This is a genomic window from Streptomyces sp. NRRL F-5135 (assembly GCF_000719775.1).
In the GTDB taxonomy this organism is placed as follows: domain Bacteria; phylum Actinomycetota; class Actinomycetes; order Streptomycetales; family Streptomycetaceae; genus Streptomyces; species Streptomyces hebeiensis.
Map to the genome: position 1 here is coordinate 411488 of NZ_JOHR01000004.1, position 20719 is coordinate 432206.

At 69.8% G+C, this 20719-nt stretch carries 20 protein-coding genes and 2 pseudogenes; 13 read left to right on the top strand and 9 right to left on the bottom strand.

All coding sequences use genetic code 11. The features are described 5' to 3' along the window. Positions 1–56 precede the first annotated feature (56 nt). Together IG02_RS0108640 and IG02_RS37685 are read left to right on the top strand one after the other, a co-directional pair. Positions 57–1358, top strand: coding sequence for a glycoside hydrolase (locus IG02_RS0108640; protein ID WP_030743826.1), 1302 nt, complete (start codon positions 57–59; stop codon positions 1356–1358). Beyond that, a complete protein-coding gene (locus IG02_RS37685) occupies positions 1355–2404 on the top strand; it encodes a BadF/BadG/BcrA/BcrD ATPase family protein (protein ID WP_051764683.1) in 1050 nt (349 codons plus the stop codon). The genes IG02_RS0108640 and IG02_RS37685 overlap by 4 nt, the downstream gene beginning before the upstream one ends. Positions 2405–2443: 39 nt before the next feature. Here the strand turns inward: IG02_RS37685 and IG02_RS0108650 are convergent, their stop codons facing one another. Next, positions 2444–3187 carry a GntR family transcriptional regulator gene (locus IG02_RS0108650; protein ID WP_030743830.1) on the bottom strand — a complete coding sequence of 248 codons (744 nt, stop codon included), beginning with the start codon at positions 3185–3187 and terminating at the stop codon, positions 2444–2446. 140 nt (positions 3188–3327) lie between these two features. Here IG02_RS0108650 and IG02_RS0108655 point away from each other — a divergent pair, with 140 nt between their 5' ends. The 3 genes from IG02_RS0108655 to IG02_RS0108665 are packed head-to-tail and all read left to right on the top strand — an operon-like array spanning position 3328 to position 6484. Then, positions 3328–4701: an ABC transporter substrate-binding protein gene (locus tag IG02_RS0108655; protein WP_030743833.1), complete on the top strand. Its 1374-nt coding sequence runs from the start codon at positions 3328–3330 to the stop codon at positions 4699–4701. Positions 4702–4703: 2 nt separating this feature from the next. Next, positions 4704–5672 carry a carbohydrate ABC transporter permease gene (locus tag IG02_RS0108660; protein ID WP_234314664.1) on the top strand — a complete coding sequence of 323 codons (969 nt, stop codon included), beginning with the start codon at positions 4704–4706 and terminating at the stop codon, positions 5670–5672. Continuing rightward, entirely contained in the window at positions 5672–6484 is an 813-nt protein-coding gene (locus IG02_RS0108665; protein WP_030743837.1) for a carbohydrate ABC transporter permease, read from the top strand. Before IG02_RS0108660 ends, IG02_RS0108665 begins: the two co-directional genes overlap by 1 nt. 11 nt (positions 6485–6495) lie before the next feature. Here IG02_RS0108665 and IG02_RS41440 read toward each other — a convergent pair whose 3' ends face one another. Both IG02_RS41440 and IG02_RS43425 read right to left on the bottom strand, forming a co-directional pair. Continuing rightward, complete coding sequence (locus IG02_RS41440; protein WP_158712263.1) at positions 6496–6663, bottom strand: transposase; 168 nt, start codon at positions 6661–6663, stop codon at positions 6496–6498. Between the two features lie 50 nt (positions 6664–6713). Beyond that, positions 6714–6848: a hypothetical protein gene (locus IG02_RS43425; protein ID WP_267958495.1), complete on the bottom strand. Its 135-nt coding sequence runs from the start codon at positions 6846–6848 to the stop codon at positions 6714–6716. A gap of 143 nt (positions 6849–6991) precedes the next feature. Between IG02_RS43425 and IG02_RS41445 the strand changes: the two genes are divergently transcribed. Beyond that, positions 6992–7150, top strand: a complete 159-nt coding sequence (locus IG02_RS41445) for a hypothetical protein (RefSeq protein ID WP_158712264.1) — start codon at positions 6992–6994, stop codon at positions 7148–7150. A gap of 317 nt (positions 7151–7467) precedes the next feature. On the opposite strand, the gene IG02_RS0108685 is transcribed toward IG02_RS41445, so the two are convergent. After that, positions 7468–8439, bottom strand: coding sequence for an aldo/keto reductase (locus tag IG02_RS0108685; RefSeq protein ID WP_030743841.1), 972 nt, complete (start codon positions 8437–8439; stop codon positions 7468–7470). A 122-nt stretch (positions 8440–8561) separates the two neighbouring features. Further along, a complete protein-coding gene (locus IG02_RS0108690) occupies positions 8562–10814 on the bottom strand; it encodes a serine/threonine-protein kinase (protein ID WP_030743843.1) in 2253 nt (750 codons plus the stop codon). Between the two features lie 524 nt (positions 10815–11338). Here IG02_RS0108690 and IG02_RS36095 point away from each other — a divergent pair. The 3 genes and pseudogenes from IG02_RS36095 to IG02_RS0108710 all read left to right on the top strand — a co-directional run. Next, a pseudogene (locus tag IG02_RS36095) lies at positions 11339–12088 on the top strand (TRAP transporter large permease subunit); the annotation flags it as partial. 553 nt (positions 12089–12641) lie between these two features. Beyond that, positions 12642–13442, top strand: coding sequence for an IclR family transcriptional regulator (locus IG02_RS0108705; RefSeq protein WP_234314665.1), 801 nt, complete (start codon positions 12642–12644; stop codon positions 13440–13442). Positions 13443–13455: 13 nt separating this feature from the next. Next, positions 13456–14427: a cyclase family protein gene (locus tag IG02_RS0108710; RefSeq protein WP_030743850.1), complete on the top strand. Its 972-nt coding sequence runs from the start codon at positions 13456–13458 to the stop codon at positions 14425–14427. A gap of 151 nt (positions 14428–14578) precedes the next feature. Here the strand turns inward: IG02_RS0108710 and IG02_RS0108715 are convergent, their stop codons facing one another. Then, positions 14579–15190, bottom strand: a complete 612-nt coding sequence (locus tag IG02_RS0108715) for a TetR/AcrR family transcriptional regulator (protein ID WP_030743852.1) — start codon at positions 15188–15190, stop codon at positions 14579–14581. 124 nt (positions 15191–15314) lie between these two features. Between IG02_RS0108715 and IG02_RS0108720 the strand changes: the two genes are divergently transcribed. From IG02_RS0108720 to IG02_RS40445, 3 genes and pseudogenes are all read left to right on the top strand, one after another. Further along, on the top strand, positions 15315–15521 hold the full coding sequence (locus IG02_RS0108720) for a maleylpyruvate isomerase N-terminal domain-containing protein (protein WP_078854312.1): 207 nt from the start codon (positions 15315–15317) through the stop codon (positions 15519–15521). Positions 15522–15715: 194 nt separating this feature from the next. Then, positions 15716–16810 (top strand): hypothetical protein, encoded by a 1095-nt coding sequence (locus IG02_RS0108725; protein WP_030743856.1) that lies wholly within the window; start codon positions 15716–15718, stop codon positions 16808–16810. Positions 16811–16868: 58 nt separating this feature from the next. Next, positions 16869–17234: pseudogene (locus IG02_RS40445) on the top strand (transposase); the annotation flags it as partial. Between the two features lie 4 nt (positions 17235–17238). Here IG02_RS40445 and IG02_RS40450 read toward each other — a convergent pair. Both IG02_RS40450 and IG02_RS0108735 read right to left on the bottom strand, forming a co-directional pair. Next, entirely contained in the window at positions 17239–17616 is a 378-nt protein-coding gene (locus IG02_RS40450; RefSeq protein ID WP_030743858.1) for a nuclear transport factor 2 family protein, read from the bottom strand. A gap of 81 nt (positions 17617–17697) precedes the next feature. Continuing rightward, a complete protein-coding gene (locus IG02_RS0108735; protein ID WP_030743861.1) occupies positions 17698–18387 on the bottom strand; it encodes a nitroreductase in 690 nt (229 codons plus the stop codon). Positions 18388–18489: 102 nt separating this feature from the next. Between IG02_RS0108735 and IG02_RS0108740 the strand changes: the two genes are divergently transcribed. Next, on the top strand, positions 18490–19083 hold the full coding sequence (locus IG02_RS0108740; protein ID WP_030743864.1) for a TetR/AcrR family transcriptional regulator: 594 nt from the start codon (positions 18490–18492) through the stop codon (positions 19081–19083). Between the two features lie 272 nt (positions 19084–19355). Here IG02_RS0108740 and IG02_RS0108745 read toward each other — a convergent pair whose 3' ends face one another. Continuing rightward, complete coding sequence (locus tag IG02_RS0108745) at positions 19356–20546, bottom strand: thiolase family protein (RefSeq protein ID WP_030743866.1); 1191 nt, start codon at positions 20544–20546, stop codon at positions 19356–19358. Between the last annotated feature and the right edge of the window lie 173 nt (positions 20547–20719).

A 20719-nucleotide genomic window follows, 5' to 3' on the forward strand; every position in this document is an offset into this window, starting at 1 on the left:
AGCCCACGCGCACAACGGAATCCGAAGCTGTAAAACCAAGAGATCCTGGAGGATCGATGGCTCGCGTCAAGATTGCCTACCTGGGCGGTGGCTCCTCGCGTGCGGCGGGCACCATGGCCTCGTTCATGCACCACGGCAAGGAGTTCGACGGCTCCGAGTTCGTCCTGATCGACCTCGATCAGGACCACCTGGAAGTGGTGCGCACGCTCGCCGAGAAGATGGCCCGCAACGAGGGCCTCGACATCACCGTCAGCACCACGACGAACCGGCGCGAGGGGCTGCGCGACGTCGACGCCGTACTCAGCAGCTTCCGCCCCGGCGGCTTCGGGGCCCGCGCCCTGGACGAGCGGATCCCGCTCAAGTACGGCGTCATCGGACAGGAGACGCAGGGGCCGGGCGGCCTGATGATGGCGCTGCGCTCGATCAATGTCATCAAGGGGCTCTGTGCCGATCTGGCAGACGTGGCGCCCCGCGCACGGATCTTCAACTACACCAACCCGGTCAACATCGTCTCTCAGGCCGTCTCCGACTACACCGACATTCCCATCGTCTCGTTCTGCGAAGGCCCGATCGTCTTCCCGCCGGTCGTCGCCAAGGCCGCCGGCCTGGACCCGGCGAAGCTGAAGGCCAACCTGGTCGGCGTCAACCACAACTGCTGGTCGAACGAGGCGACGTACGACGGGCAGGACGCCTTCCCGATCCTTCGGGAGCGCTACGAGGCACTCAAGGACAAGCCGGCCGAGGACCGCAACGGCCTGCGGGCGCTGCACCTGGCCGTGGCCATGGAGTCCATCCCCTCGGACTACTTCAACTACTACTACTTCCGGGACGAGATCCTGCGCGAGCAGCAGTTGTCCGCCCAGACCCGCTCCGAGGTCATCATGGACGCGCTGCCCGACTACTGGGCGCACTACCAGGAACAGTCCTGCTGCGACGCGCCGCGCCTGGACCAGGACCGCTCCCGGGGCGGGATCCACGAACTCGAGCTGGCCATCGACGCGATCAGCGCGTACTACAACGACGCCCCCACCCGCCTGCCGTTCAACATCACCAACACGGGCGGGTGGCTGCCCGGCTTCGAGGACTCGACCGTGGTCGAGCTGTGGGGCACGGTCGACGGCAAGGGGTTCCACCCCGAAGCGCAGAAGCCGCTGCCGCACTCCGTGCGCGGCGTGGTCCAGCAGCTGGCCGAGTACCAGATCCTCGCCGCGAAGGCCGGTTGGGAGGGCTCTCCGGCGGACGCCGTCCGCGCGATGACGGCCAACCCGCTCGTGCCCTCGCTGCCGGTGGCCGAGGCGCTGTACACCGAGATGGCCAAGGCCCAGCGCGCCTGGCTGCCGGAGCGTCTGCTGCCGTGACCGGAGCACTCTCGGCGGGCCCCGCGTCCGCTCTCTGTCTGGGAGTGGACGCGGGCAACAGCAAGACCGCCGCCCTGGTGTCCACCATCTCCGGTGAGGTGGTGGGCGCCGGGCGCTCCGGCTGTGGGGACATCTACGGCGCACCGACCCCCGAGGACGCCGTGACCGAGGTGCTCGCGGCGGTACGGGAGGCCCTGGACCAGGCCGGCGCGGACGTGACGGCCGTGGTCAGTACGGCTTTCCGGCTGGCCGGAGTCGACTGGCCCGAGGACCAGGAGTACTGGGACTCCGCCCTGGCGCGTCGGTATCCCGGCGCCCTGGGCCGGCGCAGCATCCTCAACGACGGCTACGCCGCCATCCGGTGCGGTGACCCCGGTGGCGTCGGTATCTCGGTGACCGGGGGTACGGCGGCGGCGATCGCCGCCCGCGGACACGACGGTGAGCTATGGGACATGGGCTGGTGGGGCCAGCACGAGATGGGCGCGGTCGGCTTGGCGAACGAGGCGTTCCGGGCGGTCCTCCTGGCGGAGCTGGGGCTCGGGCCGCAGACGGATCTCACCACGGCTCTCCTCGCGCACTTCGACAAGCCCACGGCGGAGGCGCTCAACCACTGGCTGACGCGACGTCAGGGTCAGGCATCCGTTCGTGAACGGACCAGTTGTGCACGGGTGGTCACCGCGGTCGCCGCGGCAGGCGATCCCGTGGCCGTGGACATCGTCCGCGCCCAGGGGCACCGCTTCGCCCAGTACGCGGGCGTGGCCGCGCGGCGCACCGGACTGGTGGGGGAGGGGCGGCCGGTGAGCGTGGTGCTGTCGGGCTCGGTCCTGATGGCGAGGGATTCTCCGGTGGCCGAGGCGCTGCTCTCCGAACTGCCCGCCCATGTGCCGGGAGCGGTGCCGCACAGCAGTTCCTTGCCCCCGGTGACAGGTGCGTTGCTGGACGCCCTGGGTGAGGGCGGGGTGGCGCTGGCGGATTCGGCCGTCGCCGACGCCGTGCTGGAAAAGGTGACAAGAAGTCTGCCGCCCGAGGAGTTCCTGGCCACCTGAGCGGTGGACGCCCCGGCTGCTTGTGGTGTCGGGGCGGTGTCAGTCGCCGACCGGGCGGAACAGGTCGGCCTGGAACCGGTACGCGTCGCTGCGGTAGACCATCCGGCCGGCCAGCACCAGGGAGCCGTCGTCCGCGTAGGTCAGTTCCTCGCCGACGAGTACGGGGTCGCCCGGCTCGATCTCCAGCAGCTTCGCGGTGGCGTCATCCGCGGCCGCCGCGTGGACCGTGTAGGAACTGCGGGCGACGCGCAGCCCGCAATCCTGGTCCAGGGTCTCGTACAACGAGCGGTCGGTGAGATCGATGTCGGCCAGCTGGGGAGCGAGGCCCAGGGCCACGACGCTGGAGTCGACGCACACGGGCACGCCGTCCAGGCTGCGCAGCCGACGCAGATCCAGCACTTTGGAGGCCGGCGCGACGGCCAGTTGTTCGGCCTCTTCGAAGGTGGCCGGGCGCGTGCGGTGGTGGAGCACGCGGGCCCGCGGGCGCAACCCGCGGGCGCGTGCCATCTCGGAGAAGCTCTGCAGCGTGCTCGGCGGTTCGCCGACGACGTTGCGACGGACGAACCATCCGCGCTGGGAGGAGCGTTCCAGCTTGTTCTCTTCGGCGAGCCGCCCCAGCGCCAGGCGCAGGGTCGATCGGCTGACTCCGAGAGTCGCCGCGAGATCACGCTCGCCGGGCAGTCGGCTCCCGGGCGGGTAGACCCCGCGGCGCAGCGCGTTGCTGAGTCGGCGGTAGGTCTGCTCGACAGCGGCCCCCGCCTTGGTGCCGTCCACGCTCGTCATGTCCCCAGCGTACCAATACTGGTCTGGTGAACGGAGCAAACAAACCAGCTTCGAGCATCTGGACTAAGTGGTCTGCTGGCTTTAAGGTCACACTCACCTACCCGGGCTCTCGGGGCATCCCATCGAGGACAGGAGACACCGTGGTCTCGCGCAGCAGAACCGGACGCATCGCCAGCCTGTTGGCGCCTCTCGCAACGGCCGGCCTGCTGGTCGGCTGTGTGCCGGGCACCGACGGGACCGGCGCGGCCAACACCGCGTCGGGCGCGGTGACCACCGACCCGGCCGAGATGGGCCAGGTCACCTTGCACGTCCTTGACTACTTCACCGGCGGCGTCGACGACGCCTGGATGAAGGCCGTGGTCGAGGCCTTCGAGAAGCAGTACCCCGACATCACCGTCGAGCGGACCTCGCTCCCGTGGAGCGACGTGATGGCCGCCCTGCCCCTCAAGCTGAAGTCTGCCGACGCACCGGACATCGTGCCCCCCAACCCCGGCTGGCAGTCGATGGGCACTCTGGTCCGCGGTGGTCTGGTGCTCAACCTGGACAACTACGCCAAGGCCTACGGATGGAACGAGGCCTTTCCCCCGTCGATCGTCAATCAGCATCAGTTCAGCACCGACGGCAGGCACATGGGCACGGGCTCGCTGTTCGGCACTCCTGTCGCCCGAGCCTCCCTCATCGAGGTCTACTACAACCGGGCACTCCTCCAGAAGACCGGCGCCAAGGTGCCCCGGAGCTACGGCGATTTCCAGACCGCCCTCGGCAAGGCCAAGGCGGCCGGCATCACCCCCATCGCGCTGGGCAACGCGGACCAACTCGGCATCACCGCACCGCTCTTCTCACTCATGAACGCCTTCGGTACACAGTCCGCGATCTCGGACTTCACCTACTCGCACCACGACGTGAACATCGGCCGGAGCGGGTTGCCGCAGGCGGTGTCCGCCTTCAGGCAGTGGTCCGACAAGGGGTATCTGGACAAGGACTACGCGGGAACCGATGCGGCCAATGCCGCCCAGAACTTCGTCAACGGCGAGGGTCTGTTCCACTTCAACTATTCGGGCTCGCTGCCGCTCAGGCCGGGCCAGTCCAAGGAGTTCGGCTCCTTCGTCCTGCCGCGCGAGGACGGCGGTGCCCCGGTCGCCACGGCCTCGTCGGCCAGCAACCTTTCCATCGCCTCGAAATCGAAGCATCCCGATGCCGCCGCGGCCTTCCTCAACTTCGCGGCCGGTGAGGAAGCGGCCGAACTCGCCGTCCGGAAAGGCGCAATGCCCTTGCTGCACCCGGACGTGCAGGCGCCCGCCGGCGATCCGCTGTTGGCGGACGACGTCGCCATCGCCCAGGACATCTCGGCGCGGGGCACCGCCGTGCCCTACCTGGACTGGGCCACGCCGACGTTGTTCGACACCATCAACACCACCATGCAGAGCATGCTGGCAGGAAGGTCCGCACCGGACGCCGTGGTCGGCGCGGTCGACGAGAACGTCGCCGCCTTCCGGAAGAGCCTGGGCAGGTAGTCGTGACCATACTCAACGAGAGCCACGCTCCCCGCGTCGGTACAGCGGACGCCCGGGACCGGCGGCCACCACTTCGTCGCACCGGCCGCACAGGTACGCCCTCGTACCGGCGCCGACGGCGCCTTCTGGGCCTGGCCTACCTCGCCCCCGCACTGCTCGTCTATGGGCTCGTCGTGCTGCTCCCGGCCGGGCAAGGGGCACACCTGTCGCTCTACCACTGGGACGGAATCACCGCGGCCACCTGGGCGGGGATCGACAACTACACCGGCTTCCTCACTGATCCGACGCTGCGTCGAGCAGTCGGTCACACCCTGTACTTCATCGTCTTCTTCTCCCTCCTGCCCATCGTCCTCGGACTGACGAGTGCGGCGCTGGCGGCACGCAAGGACGTGCGCGGTGCCGGGATCCACCGCTGGTTCATCTTCCTGCCCCAGGTCCTCACCCCGGCCGTCATCGCCGTGGTGTGGAAGCAGATCTACGCCCCCGACGGCCCTCTCAACGCCGTCCTGACCGCCCTGGGCATGGACGGGCTGACGCGCGGCTGGCTCGGCGACTTCACCTGGGCGCTTCCTGCCCTCGGCCTCGCCGGCACCTGGGCGGCGTTCGGACTGTGCATGGTGCTGTTCGCCGCGGGAATGCAGAACATCCCCGGCGAGCTCTATGACGCCGCCCGCATGGACGGGGCCGGCCCCGTACGGGAGTTCTTCTCCGTGACCCTGCCGGGCCTGCGCGGCCAGCTCGCCGTCGTACTGACGCTCACCCTGCTGGGCGCGATCCGGGTGTTCGACATCGTCTGGCTCACCACCAGGGGAGGGCCGGGCACCTCCACCATCACCCCCACCGTGGTGCTGTACCAGAGAGCGTTCGCCAATCCGGATGTCGGCGCGGCCTGCGCCATCGGCGTCGTACTGGCGCTTGTCGCACTCATCGTCTCGCTGGTCGTGGTCAAGCTGTCGGAAGGGGACGACTGATGATCTCCAAGCGGGAGAAGACCTTCAACTACCTCATTCTGACGGTACTCACGCTGGCGGTGCTCTTCCCGGTGGCGTGGATCCTGGGGGTCGCGTTGAGCCCCGAGGTCTCCGGGCAGCTGGACCTCGGCCACCTGCGGTGGTCCAACTTCGCCGACGCATGGGAGCAGGCAGACTTCGCCCAGTACCTGAAGTCCAGCGTCATCATCACCGGCACGGCGGTGGCCGTCTCGACCGTGTTGGCCGTCCTCAGCGGCTATGCCTTCGGAGTCCTGGGGGTCGTGGGGGAGAAGCTGCTCTTCCCCCTGCTCCTGTTCGGAATCATGATCCCGTTGGAGGCGATCATCGTTCCGCTGTACTACGACTTCCAGTACTGGGGACTGACCGACACCTATCAAGGCATTGTCCTCGCCCATGTGGGAACGGGGGTGAGCTTCGGCGCCTTCTGGATGCGCGCGGCCTTCCGCTCGGTGCCCTCCAGCATCGGCGAGTCGGCTCAGATGGACGGCGCCGGCACCTGGACGATGCTGTGGCGGATCTACCTGCCGGTCGTCCGGCCCGCGGTGTTCACCTTCATCCTGCTGAACTTCATGTGGACCTGGAACGACTACTTCCTCTCCTTGATCCTGGTCTCCGACCCGGCACACCAGCCGCTGACGCTGGGCCTCGGCGCCTTCTCGGGCCGCTACCTGGTGCACATCAACCTGCTCGCCGCGGCGGCGGTGCTGATCTCCCTCCCGGTGGTCGCCCTGTATGTGTTCTGTCAGCGGCAGTTCATCCGCGGAATGCTCTCCGGCGCGGTCAAGGGCTAGGCTTCAAAGTGTCAGGCCCACATCATGCGCGATGCGAGGGTGACGGCCGCTTGGCAGGACTGCGCGGTCTTGTCGTACCTGGTGGCGATGGCGCGCCACCGCCTGAGGCGGGTGAAGCACCGTTCTACGAGGTCGCGGTGCTTGTAGGTCCGACGGTCGAAGGCCGGGGCGCTGCGCACTGCGGAGATGACGCAGATCGGCGGCGATCCGAACTGCGTCGTGCCGCTGGTCAGCCGTGCTCGGGGCGTTCGATGGATACCTTGGGCAGTTTCCGGGCCAGCGGTGCGGGCAGCCACCAGGCCCACTTGCCGAGCATCTGCATGACGGCGGGGACGGTGGACAGGGCGCCGTCCTGCGAGGGCATCGCGTGGCAGGCCAGACGGACAAGACGACGAAGGTCAAGACGATTCGAGCCGGCCCGCTGTCGTGCGGCCGAAGGTCAGGCGTGCCAGGTGCCGCAGATCGCAGCGGCGGTACGGTGGCCGTTGATCTGCGATGGGGGCGGACGTGACACGTATCTGGACAGGGCTCGCAGTGCTCTTCGCGGCACTCGCTGTCGGCAGCATCGCTTCCAGGGAGCCGGGCGCCGTGATCGGCATCGGCGACCTGGCGGTCACCGCGCTCCTTGCCTGCCTCGCCTGGGTCTGCTGGAGGTTCCGCCGGTGACTACGTCCGCGAGCGGGAGGCCATCACGGGACCGGTCGATCCCGGCGCACCGTTCCTGCCGGGCCATGAACTCGCGGTTGGCCGCGCGGGCGGCAGCGGCGAGCGGTGCGGGCGTCGGCTGCCGCGAGGTCGGCCTGTAACGAGGCCCGGCTGACGGCGGGCCCCGGCCGCCGGGGATCGAGGGCGGCTCCGCAGCCCGGGCTCGTTGCCCGGAACTCCACTGCTCCGCCGCCCGGGTGATCGCGAGCACACAAAGCTGCCGGAGCGTGTCGGCCGTGGGCCCGGAAAGAGTGCGGCCGGGCCCACGGCCGGGCGGCTCAGTCGAGGCCGGCGATGGTGTGTGGCCGGTACGGGGTCTCCAGGACCTTGCGTTCGGTCTCGGAGAGCTGGAGTTCGAGAGCCGAGAGGGCGTCGTGGAGGTGCTGGGGCTTGGTGGCGCCGATGACGGGCGCGGTCACGGTGGGCTGCCGCAGCAGCCAGGCCAGCGCCACCTGGGCACGAGGCACACCGTGGCCTTCGGCGACGCGCGCCACGGCTTCGACGATCTCGCGATCGCCCTCCTGATAGAGGGTCTTGCCGAGCTCGTCGGTCTCCTGGCGGGCGCTGAGGTCGTCCCAGTCGCGCGTCAGTCGTCCGCGGGCCAGAGGGCTCCAGGGGGTGACGGCGACCCCCTGGTCCGCGCAGAACGGGAGCATCTCGCGCTCCTCCTCGCGGTAGAGGAGGTTGTAGTGGCTCTGCATGGACACGAACTTCGTCCAGCCGTGGCGCTCGGCGGTGTACTGGGCCTTCGCGAACTGCCAGGCGTACATGTTCGACGCGCCCAGGTAGCGGGCTTTGCCGGCTTTGACGACGTCGTGCAAGGCCTCCATGGTCTCCTCGATCGGCGTCGACGCGTCCCAGTGGTGGACGATGTACAGGTCGATGTAGTCAGTGCCCAGGCGACGCAGGCTCGCGTCGATCTCCGTCATGATCGCTTTGCGGGACAGACCGCGGCTGTTCGGGCCCGGCCTCATGGCCGCGTAGATCTTGGTGGCCAGCACGATCTCCTCCCGCCGCGCGAAGTCGGCCAACGCACGACCGGTTATCTCCTCGCTGGTGCCGTCGGAGTAGACATTGGCGGTGTCGAAGAAGTTGATGCCGGCCTCGACGGCCTGCCGCAGCAGGGGACGGGCGGCGTCCTCGGTCAGGGTCCACGGGTGCACGCCGCGATCGGGAACGCCGTAGCTCATACACCCCAGGCAGAGAGGGGAGACATCCAGGCCGGTGGTGCCGAGCTTTAAGTACCGCACGATTCTCATACCTCCGAGACGGACGATCGCGCCAAGTGTGCGCGGAGGAATACTGCGGGCCCACCCGCCCCCCGGGCAACCCCCGCTGTCGAACCGCTGCTCAACCGGGCCGACGGCGCCCGTCAGCCGGTGCCGCCCGGCTTCGGCGGCTTCCGCGCGTCGAAGGCGAAAAGTGTGTTCTTGTCCGCGGCCACGATCACCGCACGCCCCGCAACAGTCACGCGCGGGCTCGCACCCTGCTCGCCCGTCAAACCATCGGCCTGCGGGTCCGTGGTCCACAGGAGTTTGCCGTCGTGCGGCGACAACGCGACCACCCGGCCGGTGGCCGAGCTGAAATACAGCGCGTCGGCTCCCGCCACGGGACCCGACGCACCCTCCACGCCGGTCTGCCGCGACCACTTCTTCCGGCCGGTCACGGGGTCGAGCGCCGTGACGAGACCGGTCTGTCCACTCACGTAGACGGTGCCGTCCGCCATGCCGGGCGTCCCTGCGTATGTCCTGGCCAGTCGCGAGTACGTGACCTTCCGCGAGACCGGGTCGACCCGCGCGATCCCGTCGTAGCCGGCCGACGCCGTTCCCTCCATGCGCACCCGAAGGAGTACGAGCCTGCCGTCGGCGACGCCCATCGGCACGGCGGGACCGTTGACCGCGATGCGTTCGCCCAGTGTCCCCGAGGCGCGGTCGACCGAGTACAGGGTGGGGTGGCGCACCTCCGAGGCATCCACCTCCACGTCCGTCGCGCACATCGCGAAGAGCTGTGGGCCCACCGGCACGGGAGCGCACCGCGTACCCGCGGGGAACGACGTCGTCCAGGTGACCTCACCGCTGTGCGCGTCCCGCGCCTCGAAGCGGGAGTTGGAAGCGTCCACCGTCACGACGGCGGAGCCGACCACAAGGGCGTCCTGAGTCCGGCCCGTGACGGCCGTCGACTGGGCGCCGGACGGTACGGACCACAACTCCCGGCCGTTGTCCGCGTCGATGGCCACCACCTCGCTGGGAGGGTCCTGTGGGGCGTCCTCGGCGGCGAAGCGGTAACCGAGCACCGTGTCGTCGGTGGCGCCCACCAGGTGCATGCCCTGGACGGGTACGCCCGGGCTCTTCGCCGTCCACACCCGTGAACCGTCCAAGGCTCTGATACGGGTCGCGACAACACCGCCGCCCCCGCAGAACAGCGCGTCGTCGCGCGCGACGCAACGCAGCTCGTCCGGGATGTCCTCGCGACCGCCCGGCACGGTCTCGCGCCACGGCTCGAAGCCGTCCGGAAGTGCGGCACCCGGCGCCGCGACGCTGTCGCCCTGGTCGCCGCCGCTGTTCCCCCCGGAGCCGCCCGCCTTCATGGCGGCGGCTCCCCCGCCGATCGCCGCCACCGCGACCGCGGCCGCGAGCACAGGACGCCATCGGCGCAGCGGACGGCGGCGGATGGGGGTGCCCGTGCTCCTTGTACCGGGAGCGGCCGGGGCGGTGGCCGGGCCGGTCGGCGCCGGGGTGCCCCGCGTCTCGAAGTTGTGCCGGGTGACCGTGTCGCGGGTGCAGCCCGCGCCGGCCCCGTTAGCGTCGGTCCCACCGAGGTCGGTCGGCAGGTCCCTCAGCAGCACGAGGAGTTCGTCCGCCGAGGGGCGCCCCTCAGGGTCCTTGTCCAGGCACGACTCGACGACCGCGCGCAAAGCCACCGGCACGGCACCCAGCGACGGCTCCTCGTGCACCACCTGATATGCCGTCATGTACGGGCTGTCCGCGTCGAAGGGCCCCTGACCCGTCGCCGAGTACACCAGCAGCGTCCCCAGCGAGAAGACGTCGGACCGCGGCCCCACACCACGTGGCGCCTGCAACTGCTCCGGCGACATGAAGGGCGGCGTACCGATGACCCGCCCCGTCATCGTCAGCGTCTGCTGGTCCGCGGCGCGCGAAATGCCGAAGTCGATGACGCGCGGTCCCTCGGGCGAGAGCACGACGTTCGAGGGCTTCAGGTCACGGTGGACGACCCCCACCCGGTGGATGTCGCGCAACGCCTCCGCCAGCCCGATGGCGAGCCTCCTCAGCTCCGCTCCGTTCAGCGGCCCCTCCGTGGCGATGTGCTGGGCGAGCGTCCGGCCCTCGATATAGGTCGTCGCCATCCACGGCTGATCGGCCTCGGGGGCGGCGTCGACGACGGCGGCGGTGAACGCGCCGCTCACCCGCCTCGCCGCCGCCACCTCCTGGCGGAAACGGATGCGGAACTCCTCGTCCCCCGCGAACTGCTGGTGGATCAGTTTGATCGCGACAGGTCGCCCCGAACCCGTACGGGCCAGAAAGACCGTGCCCATGCCACCCGAGCCGAGCCGTGCCTCAAGCCGATAGCCGCCGATCTCCGCTGGGTCACCTCCGCGCAGCGACACTCTTCCCGACCTCCCTTCCCCGTGCACCTCTGCCGCCACGGGCCTGCGTACCTGTCCCGCACACAAACTAGCCGCAGGGTGGTACGGCAGGGCGAAGCGGGTGACGTAGGTGCCGTCTCCGCGTCCGATCTCCTGGACACGCGCGACGGCCGGTGCCTTGGCCGCTTCCCGGGCCCGGTTGCGTGAAGGTCGGCATTCTGGGCCTGGGTGAGGCCGGAGCTCTGTATGCGGCAGGATTTTTGGACAACGGCTGGCAGGTGACCGGATTCGATCCGGGGGACGTTCCCACCCCGGCCGGTGCCGCACGGGCGGTCTCCACGGCCGACGCCGTACAGGGCTGTGACCTGGTACTCGGCCTGACCGGTGGGAAGGCGGCACTGGCCGCGGCGCGGGAAGCGGCTCCACACCTGCAGCCGACGACGGTGTACGCGGACATGAACGCCGCCGCACCGGAGCTGAAGCGGACCATCGCCCACGTCGGAGCGGCCGTCACCGCGGCGGTGGGCTCGGTGACGATTCCCTGGATGAAACGCTCCAAGGTGAGCGGTGAACTCGCCGCCACCGTCGCCGCCGGCGGGGCCGGCATGGGCGTGACCTTCCCTTTCAGCTCCACCATGTTCATCCTCATGGGCTCGGCGGGCGTGGCGTCCCTGGCCACCACCGACGACATCGTGCTGCCCCTCTTCCTCGGCGGCTTGTGGTGCCTCGGCTACCGCCTGGTCGCTGCCTACGTGATGGTGCGCCGCCACGGCATCCAGCCCATGGACCGCGCCGACCTGATGCCCCTGCGAGCCAGCCTGAACGCGGGCTGGACGAGCCTGTTCCTCTTCGTCGGCATCCTCGTACCGCTGCTCATGACACGGGGACCGTCGGGCGGCGCCCTGACCGACTGGGTCGGCGCCAAGATGTCGGACGCGATCAGTCTCATCACCTGGATCCCCGTCCTGCTGATCGCCACGGTCCTCGTCCTCGGCCGCCGCCACCTGCCGCGCGGCGGCAGGGAGTGGTGGCGGGTGCTGGGCGACGCCGCCCCCCAGTTCGGAGTCATCGGGGTCACCATCGTGGCCGCCTTCTCGGCCTCCAATGTGCTGGGTGAACTCGGACTGCCCGAACAGCTGACCGACCTGCTGGCCGGGGTGGACGCGCCCCTGTGGATCATGGCGCTCATCGTCGGTGTCCTCGTGGTCGGCGTGGCCATCCCGCTCACCGCCAGTGCCACGATGGCGGCCATCGGACCGGTCGCGGTCGCGTCGCTGGTCGGCGCTGGTGCGCCACCGACCACCGCCTGCGTCGCGGTCCTCATCTTCGCCTCGACCGAGGGTGCCTCGCCCCCTCCGGAGCCCCCATCTACGTGGCCAGCGGCATCGCCGGGATTGATCCCGCCCGTACCTTCAAGCCCCTGCTCACGTACTACTGCGTCCCCATCCTGTTCATCGGCGCCGCGGTGGCCACCGGCGTCCTGCCCGTCTGAAACCGGAGACCGCGTCATGGCACACCGTCTGCTCCAACTGCTCTTCCGCCTCAGCGTCCTGGTCTTCCTGGCCGGCGGCCTCGTCGTCGTCGCGGGCCAGGCCCTCGGCATCGTCCTCGGTGATGCCGGATGGGTGGTGAACGTCGAAACCGGCGCCCAGCCCGCCATGTGCGTCGCCGCCGGCGTGTGCGGCATCCTCTCCTTCGCGCTCTCGTACCGGAAGCCGCGACACCCGCGGGACGAGACCGGCGAGGACATCTCGCGAAGTCTCGCTTCCACCGCGCCCCGCCGGGGGCTGAAGCGACGACCGCCCTGGATGGCACACGTGCGAACCACCTTCTCCTCGTACGCTGATAATGCTTATCAAGACGTCGCGTGCCGAGCAGACCATCCAGGAGCCCTCAATGGCCACCGCCCCCGCTTCCGCCATGCGTTCCCTCGACCGGGCCTTCGACGTGCTGGGCGTCCTGGAGGACACCCGGCAACCACTGCGCCTGAGCGAGGTGGCACGCCGCGCGGAACTGCACGTCGCCACCACCCAGCGCATCCTGAACGCGCTCGTCGAACGCGGCTACGCGGCCAGAGAGGACAGTGGTTACGTCGCCGGGCCGGCCGCCGTGGCCACCGCGCACGCCTTCCTGGTCAACAACCGTCTCAGCCAGGTCGCCCTCCCCGTCCTGCAGGAACTGGCCGCCACCACGGGCCAGACCGCCAGCCTCTTCGTCCGCGTGGCCTTCGCCCGTTTGCTGATCGCCCGCGTGCAGGGCCGCAACCCCTTGCGCTACCAACTGCCCATCGGCGAGAAGCTGCCCCTGACCCTGGGCGCGGGCAAGGCCCTGGCCGCGTGGCTGTCCGAACCGGAACTCCGCACGTTCATCGACCGGTCCACCCCGTTCACCCGCGTCTCCGGAGAGCAGGTCACCGCCGAAGCACTGGCGGACGACCTCCGCCGCGTCCGCGGCGACGGATACGCCCTGTCCCTCAGCGAACGCGTCCTCAACGTCATCGCCATCAGTGCGCCGATCCGTCGCGGCGAGGAGACGCTCGGCGCGCTCAGCGTCAGCGGCTCCCCCAACGAACTCACCGAGGACGACCGGCCCCGCATCATCGGTGAAGTACGCCGGGCAGCGGACGCCATCGCGGCCCGCTGCCCTTGACAGAAGGTCCCCCATGGATTTTCCCACCTACCGGCAACTCACCCGGCGCATCGACGCCCCGCCCGGTTCCTCCTGGCACCTGTTCCCCGACCTGCCCGAGCGCGGTATGGCCAACTTCGCCGGCCCTCGGCAGATCCGTCGTGCCGCCGCCCGCGTCGTCGACGGACACGCCTTCAACCTCGACCACCCGCTGGACGCCTTCGACCCGCCCATGTCCAAGGCCCGCGGCGTTCCCCGGCACCGCATCACCGCCAAGCACGACCAGGCCCGCGACGACGTCCTGGACAATTTTCATCTGCAGGCCAGTACACAGATCGACGGACTGCGCCATCGCCGGGCCTCCGGCTACGGCTTCTACAACGGCGTCCCCGATGAAGCGATCACCCCTCGCAGCCCCCGCCTGGGCGTCCAGCTCTGGGCCGACACACCGCTTGCCGGACGCGGTCTCCTCATCGACATCGAAGGCCTGCTCCGCGACCGAGGCGCCCCCCTCTCACACGCCGACGGCCCCACCCTCACCTCCGGCCTCCTCGACCAGACCCTGGCCGAGCAGGGCTGCCGCGTCGAACCCGGCGACCTCGTCCTCGTTCACACCGGCTGGGCGGACTGGTACCTGACCGTCACCCCCGGCCAACGCGCCGAGGTCCGTGCCGAACGACGCGCCACCGGCTTCGCGCGGAGCCGCTCTTTCGCCGCCTGGTGTTGGGACCACCGCATCGCCCTCATGGCCACGGACACCTTCGCCGTGGAGGTCCTCCCCGTGCTGCCCGACAGCGACTTCCACCACAGTGCGCCCGAGGACCAAGGGATGATGCACCAGGAACTGATCGCCAAACTGGGCCTTCCCCTCGGCGAGTTGTGGAACCTCACCACTCTCGCCCGGGACTGCAGGCGCACTGGACGCTGGGACAGCCTGGTCACCGTCAAACCCCTCCATCTGACCGGTGGAGTCGGCTCGCCTGCCAACGCCACGGCCCTGCGCTGACAGAGGTGGGCCCGGAGTATCGAGGACGGAACAGCGAGGTCGGAGAACGTCCTGGTCACGCACCCCGAAGTGTCCGGTGCGTTGCCCCGGTCATCGGCGTCCCGGACGCCGAGTTGGGCGAACACGTCAAGGCAGTGGTGATTCGGGCGGTTCACAGCATCAAGTCGAGATAGTCATCAACCAGCTGCGCCAGATTCCGTTGGTCGGCCGGGAAGGGCACCGCCATCGCCAGTCCCACCAGCCCGTGCAGGGCGGACCACAACAGTTTGGCCAAGCGCTCGACCTGCTCGTGCCCGCTGCGATCCGCACGGCAGGCGGCAACTTTTTCGACCCAGAGTTGGTGCACGGTCCACAAGGGATGCGAGGTCGCCCGTTCTCGGGACCCTTCAATCCGCTCGATGCCGAACATCAGCCGGTAGATCTTGGGGTTGTCCCGTGCGAACTGACAGTAGCGATGCGCCATCGCGCCCAGCGCCGCGCGTGGCCCGGCTGCCTCTTCTTCCTCCCAGGCATCGCGCAGCTCGGCGACCAGCCTTCCGAACGCTCGTCGTGTCAACTCCTCGACCAACTCGGCCCGGTCCTTGAAGTGCAGGTAGATACTGGGCGCCGCGATACCGACCTCCCGCGCGACTGCTCGCAACGACAGGTCCTGCTCCCTCCCGGTTTCCGTCAGCAACCGCGCCGCAGCCCCGAGAATCTCCTCCTTCAGCGCAGCGCCTTCACCCAATCGGCTCGGCGTACGCCGCTTGAACCCCTCGGACATCCCGTTCCCTCTTCGATGTGGTCAAGTCAGATCGACTGTGGCGTGAACCCATCGATCACATCATGGGCGGCAGGAAGCCAAATCGGAGCGCCGACGCTGCTGCCGCATGTAGGTGGTGGGGACCGTGCGTACGGCTGAGCACGTCGCGTCACTGTCCCGGGAGGGCGGGCTGCTGGCGGATGCCGCGGCCGAGGGCGGCCCGGACATGGAGGTGCCCACCTGCCCCGGCTGGCATATCCGCGACCTGCTGGCGCACACCGGCAGGGTCCACCTCACCGTTACGGGAGACCCGGAACTCGCCCGGCTCTGGCGCGAGACCTCCACCGTCTGACGGCCCGGCGAGACCGTCGGCGGTCCCCTGGAGTCGCACCCGCCCCGGTGGGAGCGCTTCAGCTGTCCAGTTGAGAAAGCGTGGCGCTGCCCACACCGTCCGCTCGGCCATCCTCGCTGTCAGCGCTCTGTGTCATCATGCGGACGTGTCCCAGGGGAGTGGGCCGCGGTGTACTGATTGCCAGGGGGTTGGGGATGGGCGCGGGTACGGAGCCGGACGGCTCGTCCAGGTCCGACGAGGAGTGGGAGCGGTTTCTGCGCGAGTCGGTGGAGGGTGTCGCCGACGCGCCCAAGGAGCCGTCGGCGCGGGCCCGCGCCGTGGCGAAGCGGCTGCGCGCGGAGCCCGGCCGCGGCCCGGATGGCTGGCGCAGCTACACTCCCGCGCGGCCCAAGCGGCGCACGGGCTGGTACGTGGTCGGGCTGCTGGCCGCGCTGGTGCTGCTGGTGATGGCGCTCGCGCCGGGGCGGGCAGTGGACCTGTTCGCCGGCGCTGACTCCCCGCCGCCGGGCGAGACCGCCCGCCCGACCCAGGCACCCCCGGCGGAGCCGGCCCAACGCCCTACGCGGGAGGAGCCGTTCCGCGGTTCGCCGGCGGCGAGCTGGGCGAGCGGAGCGGCGGGCATCACCGTGCCGAAGGCCGGGGCGGTCGGCTGGATGAGCGCGGCCGAGGTCGAGCGGGCCCTTGCCCGAAGCCGGGACTTTCTCGTCGAGTCCGGCCTGGACCGCGGGGTGCTGCGGGGCGACCGCCCCGAGAAGGCGATCGCACTGATCAACCCGCACCAGAAGGACATCCAGGACCTTCTGAAAACCGCTTTCCGAACCCCGAGCGAGAAGAGCGACCCCCTCCTCCTCTTCAGCCGCTTCCAGCCCTCCCGCGCCCACCTGGTCGGCGACGTCGTGAAGACCCGGGGCCGGCTCACCTACCGGGAGGGCGAGCGCGGCGCGCTCCAGGTGACCGCCGACGTCACCTTCGTCTACCCGGTCACCCCTGCGGACGCGGGCGACGACGACAACGAGATCGTGCGCACGATCGTCCGGCGCGAGCTGGTCCTGAGCTGGGACGACCCTGGCAAGGTGATCACCGAGCCGGGCACGTTCTCGATCGTCTCGTACAAGTACGACATGACCAACGGCGGCTGCGGCGCCCCCACGGGCTACTTCATCCCGCCCTTCGGCACGGACCGCCGGGCCACCGAAGCCGGCACGGAGGTCGACCCCTACGACCGCAGCGTGCCGGTGGGGCAGGGCGAGTCCTCCGGGGGCGAGTGCGGCAAGGCGACGCGGTCATAGGGCCTGTCTGACGAATGATCACCTGGCGGGCTAGTGCTGTGACCGCGTAGGTTCGCCGATCCGCGCCGTCCGACCCGGCGGCGCTCCGATCTACATCATCCTGGACAACCTCTCCGCCCACACCGGCGCCGACATCCGTCGCTGGGCGAAGAAGAACAAGGTCGAGCCGTGCTTCGCCCCGACCTACGCATCCTGGGCCAACCCGATCGAGGCCCACCTCGGCCCGCTGCGGCAGTTCGCCCTGGCCAACTCCCACCACCGCAGCCACCCCACGCAAACCCGGGCACCGCACCGCTACCTGCGCTGGCGCAATGCCAACGCCCGCCACCCCGACGTACTTGCCGCCCAACGCAAGGAACGCGCCCGCATCCGCAGCGAGAAGGTCATCCGCTGGGGCGGACGCCCCCTCAACGCCGCAGCCTGACGACTCAGGAGGCGGACGGCTCGATCTCCCCCGCAAAGACGATGACCTGGTCGATGAGGCTCCGCCGCAGATGGACGACATCCGTTCCCGCCAGGCGGGGGCCTCCATCAGGCGTGGTGAAGACCCACTGGTACCGGGCCCACTCGCCAGGCATGTCCACCGCCGAGCAGCGCACCATCGTGCCGGTCCCCGCCGGGTGGCGCCGGATGTCCAGCACGAACCGCTCGACCGCCGCGAGTCCTTCGCTGCGACCCAACGGCCCCCAGAAGACCACGTCTGAGGTCAGGGCCTGGGAGAGCAGGGCAGTCACATAGCTGTCGTCCGAGGCGTTAAAGGCGGAGATGAACGTGTCGATCGCGGAGCGTGCCGTCTCTTCCTGCATGCCCCAGTAATACCAGCCGTCGGGCGTGCGCTCATCCCGCGAGCCGCCTTCCGACCACGGTGGACCGTCCCGGTCACAGGACTAGACGTGGAAGGCGGTGGTTGCCTCCAGGGCGACCCGCTCGGTCGTGACCCGGTTCACCGGCGCGCTCTCGTCGGCGTAGCCGAAGGAGATACCCACGAGCAACTTTCCTTCGTCGACGCGGAGTTCGTTCCGGACGGTTTCGGCGTAGAAGCTGAGCAGGCCCTGCGGGCAACTGTCCACGCCGTATGCGGCCATGGCCAGGAGCAGCGTCTGCATGTAGGCGCCGACGTCGGCGGCCAGTCGCGCCCCGCCGTCGCCGGTGACGAACAGGAACGCGGCGTGGGGTGCCCCGTAGAAGCGCAGGCTCTCCGCGTCGTAGGCCGCGCGTGCCGCGTGGTCGTCAGGGCCGATGCCCAGCGCTCCGTACAGACCGGCGCCGAACGCCGCCCGCCGCTCCTGGTGGACGGGGGCGTACATGCCCTCGGAGTACGGGAAGTCGGCCGAGGCGCGCTGTTCGGCGTGGGCCGCCCGCAAGGCGTCCGAGAGGCGTTCGCGCCTCGCGCCGCTGACCACCTCGACCCGCCACGGTTGCGCGTTGGAGTTGGACGGCGCGGTGCCGGCGAGGGAGAAGATGGCGCGGATCGTGTCCCCGGGCACGGCTTCGGGGCGGAACGCGCGTGTCGCGTGGCGACCGCGTATCAGCTTCTCCGCGTAGTCGCTCAGCTCGGTGAAAACCAGCCCGCTCATAGAACTCTCCTCAAGGGCGCTTAAGTAAACGTTTGCGTTTACCGGTGGGCTTACTATAGCCACTCCCTCCCTTCGAAGTAAACGAGAACGTATACTTCCTTCATGAGCACGGTGACGACGGCGTCTCGACGGCAGGGGCGCGGAGGGCGCGAACGGATCCTGGCCGCCGCCGCCAGGCTGTTCGCGACCCAAGGGATCAACGCGACCGGCATGGAACAGATCGCGGAGCAGGCGCCGGTGTCCAAGCGCACCCTCTACGCGCACTTCCGGACCAAGAGCGACCTGGTCATCGCCCATCTCCAAGACCTCGCCTCGACGGGCCACACCCTGGAGAGCGCGCTGATTCGCGAGGACATCCCGGCGAGGGAGCGGATCCTCGCACTGTTCGTCCCGCCCGCGGCGGACGCGGCCCCGGTGCGCGGATGTCCGTTCATCGACGCCGCCGCGGAGTTCCCCGACCCGCGGAGCGCGGTCCACTCCTATGCCCGCGAACAGAAACTGCTGATGGTGCGGCTGGTAACCGCACTGGTGACGGAACTGGGCTGCCGCGAGCCCACCGCACTCGCCGAACAACTCGTCACTCTCGCGGACGGGGCCGCCAGCCGAGCCATGGTGCTGAGTGATCCGGACTACGGACGACACGCGCGGGCGGCGGCAGAGGTCCTCCTGGAAAACGCTCTGCCGGGCACGAGCTGACGAGGACGACGTCCGCAGCGGAAAGCGTCCGCCGCCGACGCGGCTCACACGCGTCCACCTGGCCCGGTCGCCCGGCATTCGCCGTGGCCCCAGCGCCCCGGCTGTGTCCCCTTACACCTCGCCAACGCCACACCGCTCCAACCCCTGCACCACAGCACCCCGCCCGCAAACCACCCCTACGCGTGATTGGCCCCACCCCGGTCTCAGCCACCTGCCGGCCTGTGAGCGTCCGTCGCGGGAGAGCCGGGAGCCCCCGCTCGCGGGGCGGGCACTCAGCTTCGGGCGGCAGGGTTCTCCAGCACGACGGCCAGGCCCTGGCCGACGCCGATGCAGATCGCGGCGACGCCCCAGCGGTCCCCGCCGGACCGCAGCCGCTGTGCGAGGGTGCCGAGGATGCGGGCACCCGAGGCGCCGAGCGGGTGGCCGATGGCGATGGCTCCGCCCCAGGCGTTCACGGTCTCCGGGTTGATCTTCCAGCTGTCGAGGCAGGCGATCGACTGGACGGCGAAGGCTTCGTTCAGCTCGACCGCCGCCACGTCGGCCCATGTGATGCCGGCCCGTGCGAGGGCCTGCTCGGCCGCGGCGACCGGTGCGATGCCGAAGTCCTGGGGAGCCAGCGCGTGGACACCACGGCCTGCGATCCGCGCGAGCGGCTCGGCACCGATCGAGTCCGCCGCGGCCTCGGAGCCTATGACGAGTGCCGCGGCCCCGTCGTTGAGGGGCGAGGCGTTGGCGGCGGTGATGCTGCCCTGCGGCCGGAAGGCCGGTCGCAGGGACGCGAGAGCGTCCGGGGTGGAGTTCGGCCGGATGCTTTCGTCGCGGGTGAGGTCGACGCCGGGAACGGGCACGACAAGATCGTCATAGTGGCCGGAGTTCCAGGCGGCGTCGGCCAGGCGGTGCGAACGCAGAGCGAACTCGTCTTGGCGGTCCCGGCCGATACCGAGCCGGTCGGCGAGCAACTCGTTGCATTCCCCGAGGGAGACGGTCCACTCCTTCGGCATGCGCGCGTTCACCAGGCGCCATCCGAGGGTGGTCGACACGAGAGACGAGTCGCCCGTGGGAAACGCGCGTTCGGGCTTCGGCATCACCCAGGGGGCGCGGGTCATCGACTCCACGCCGCCCGCGATCGTGACGGTGGCATCCCCGGATTCCACCGCGCGGGAGGCGATCATGACGGCATCGAGCGAAGACCCGCACAGCCGGTTCACCGTCGATCCGGGAATCGAGACGGGCAGTCCGCTGAGGAGTACGGCCATGCGCGCGACGTTGCGGTTGTCCTCGCCCGCCCCGTTGGCGTTGCCGTAGACGACATCGTCTATCAGTGCCGGATCAAGGCCGGGCACCTTGGACAGGACGCCAGTCAGGGCTGTCGCGGCGAGGTCGTCGGGCCGGACGCCTGCGAGGGCGCCCCCGAAGCGTCCGAACGGGGTTCGTGCCGCCGCGTACACGAAGGATGAGGTCATGCTCGGAACTCCTGTCGATGGGGGCCTGGTTCAGGTACCGTCACGGCCCGCGCGTCACGCGAGGTACCAAAGCGTAAGAGGTCGCGCGGATGGGTGGGGTGGAGGAAGGAGCGGGGCGAGGGGCAAGTCCGGCAAGGCGGAGGAGGGAGGCGACGCAGGAGCGGAAGGGGCCT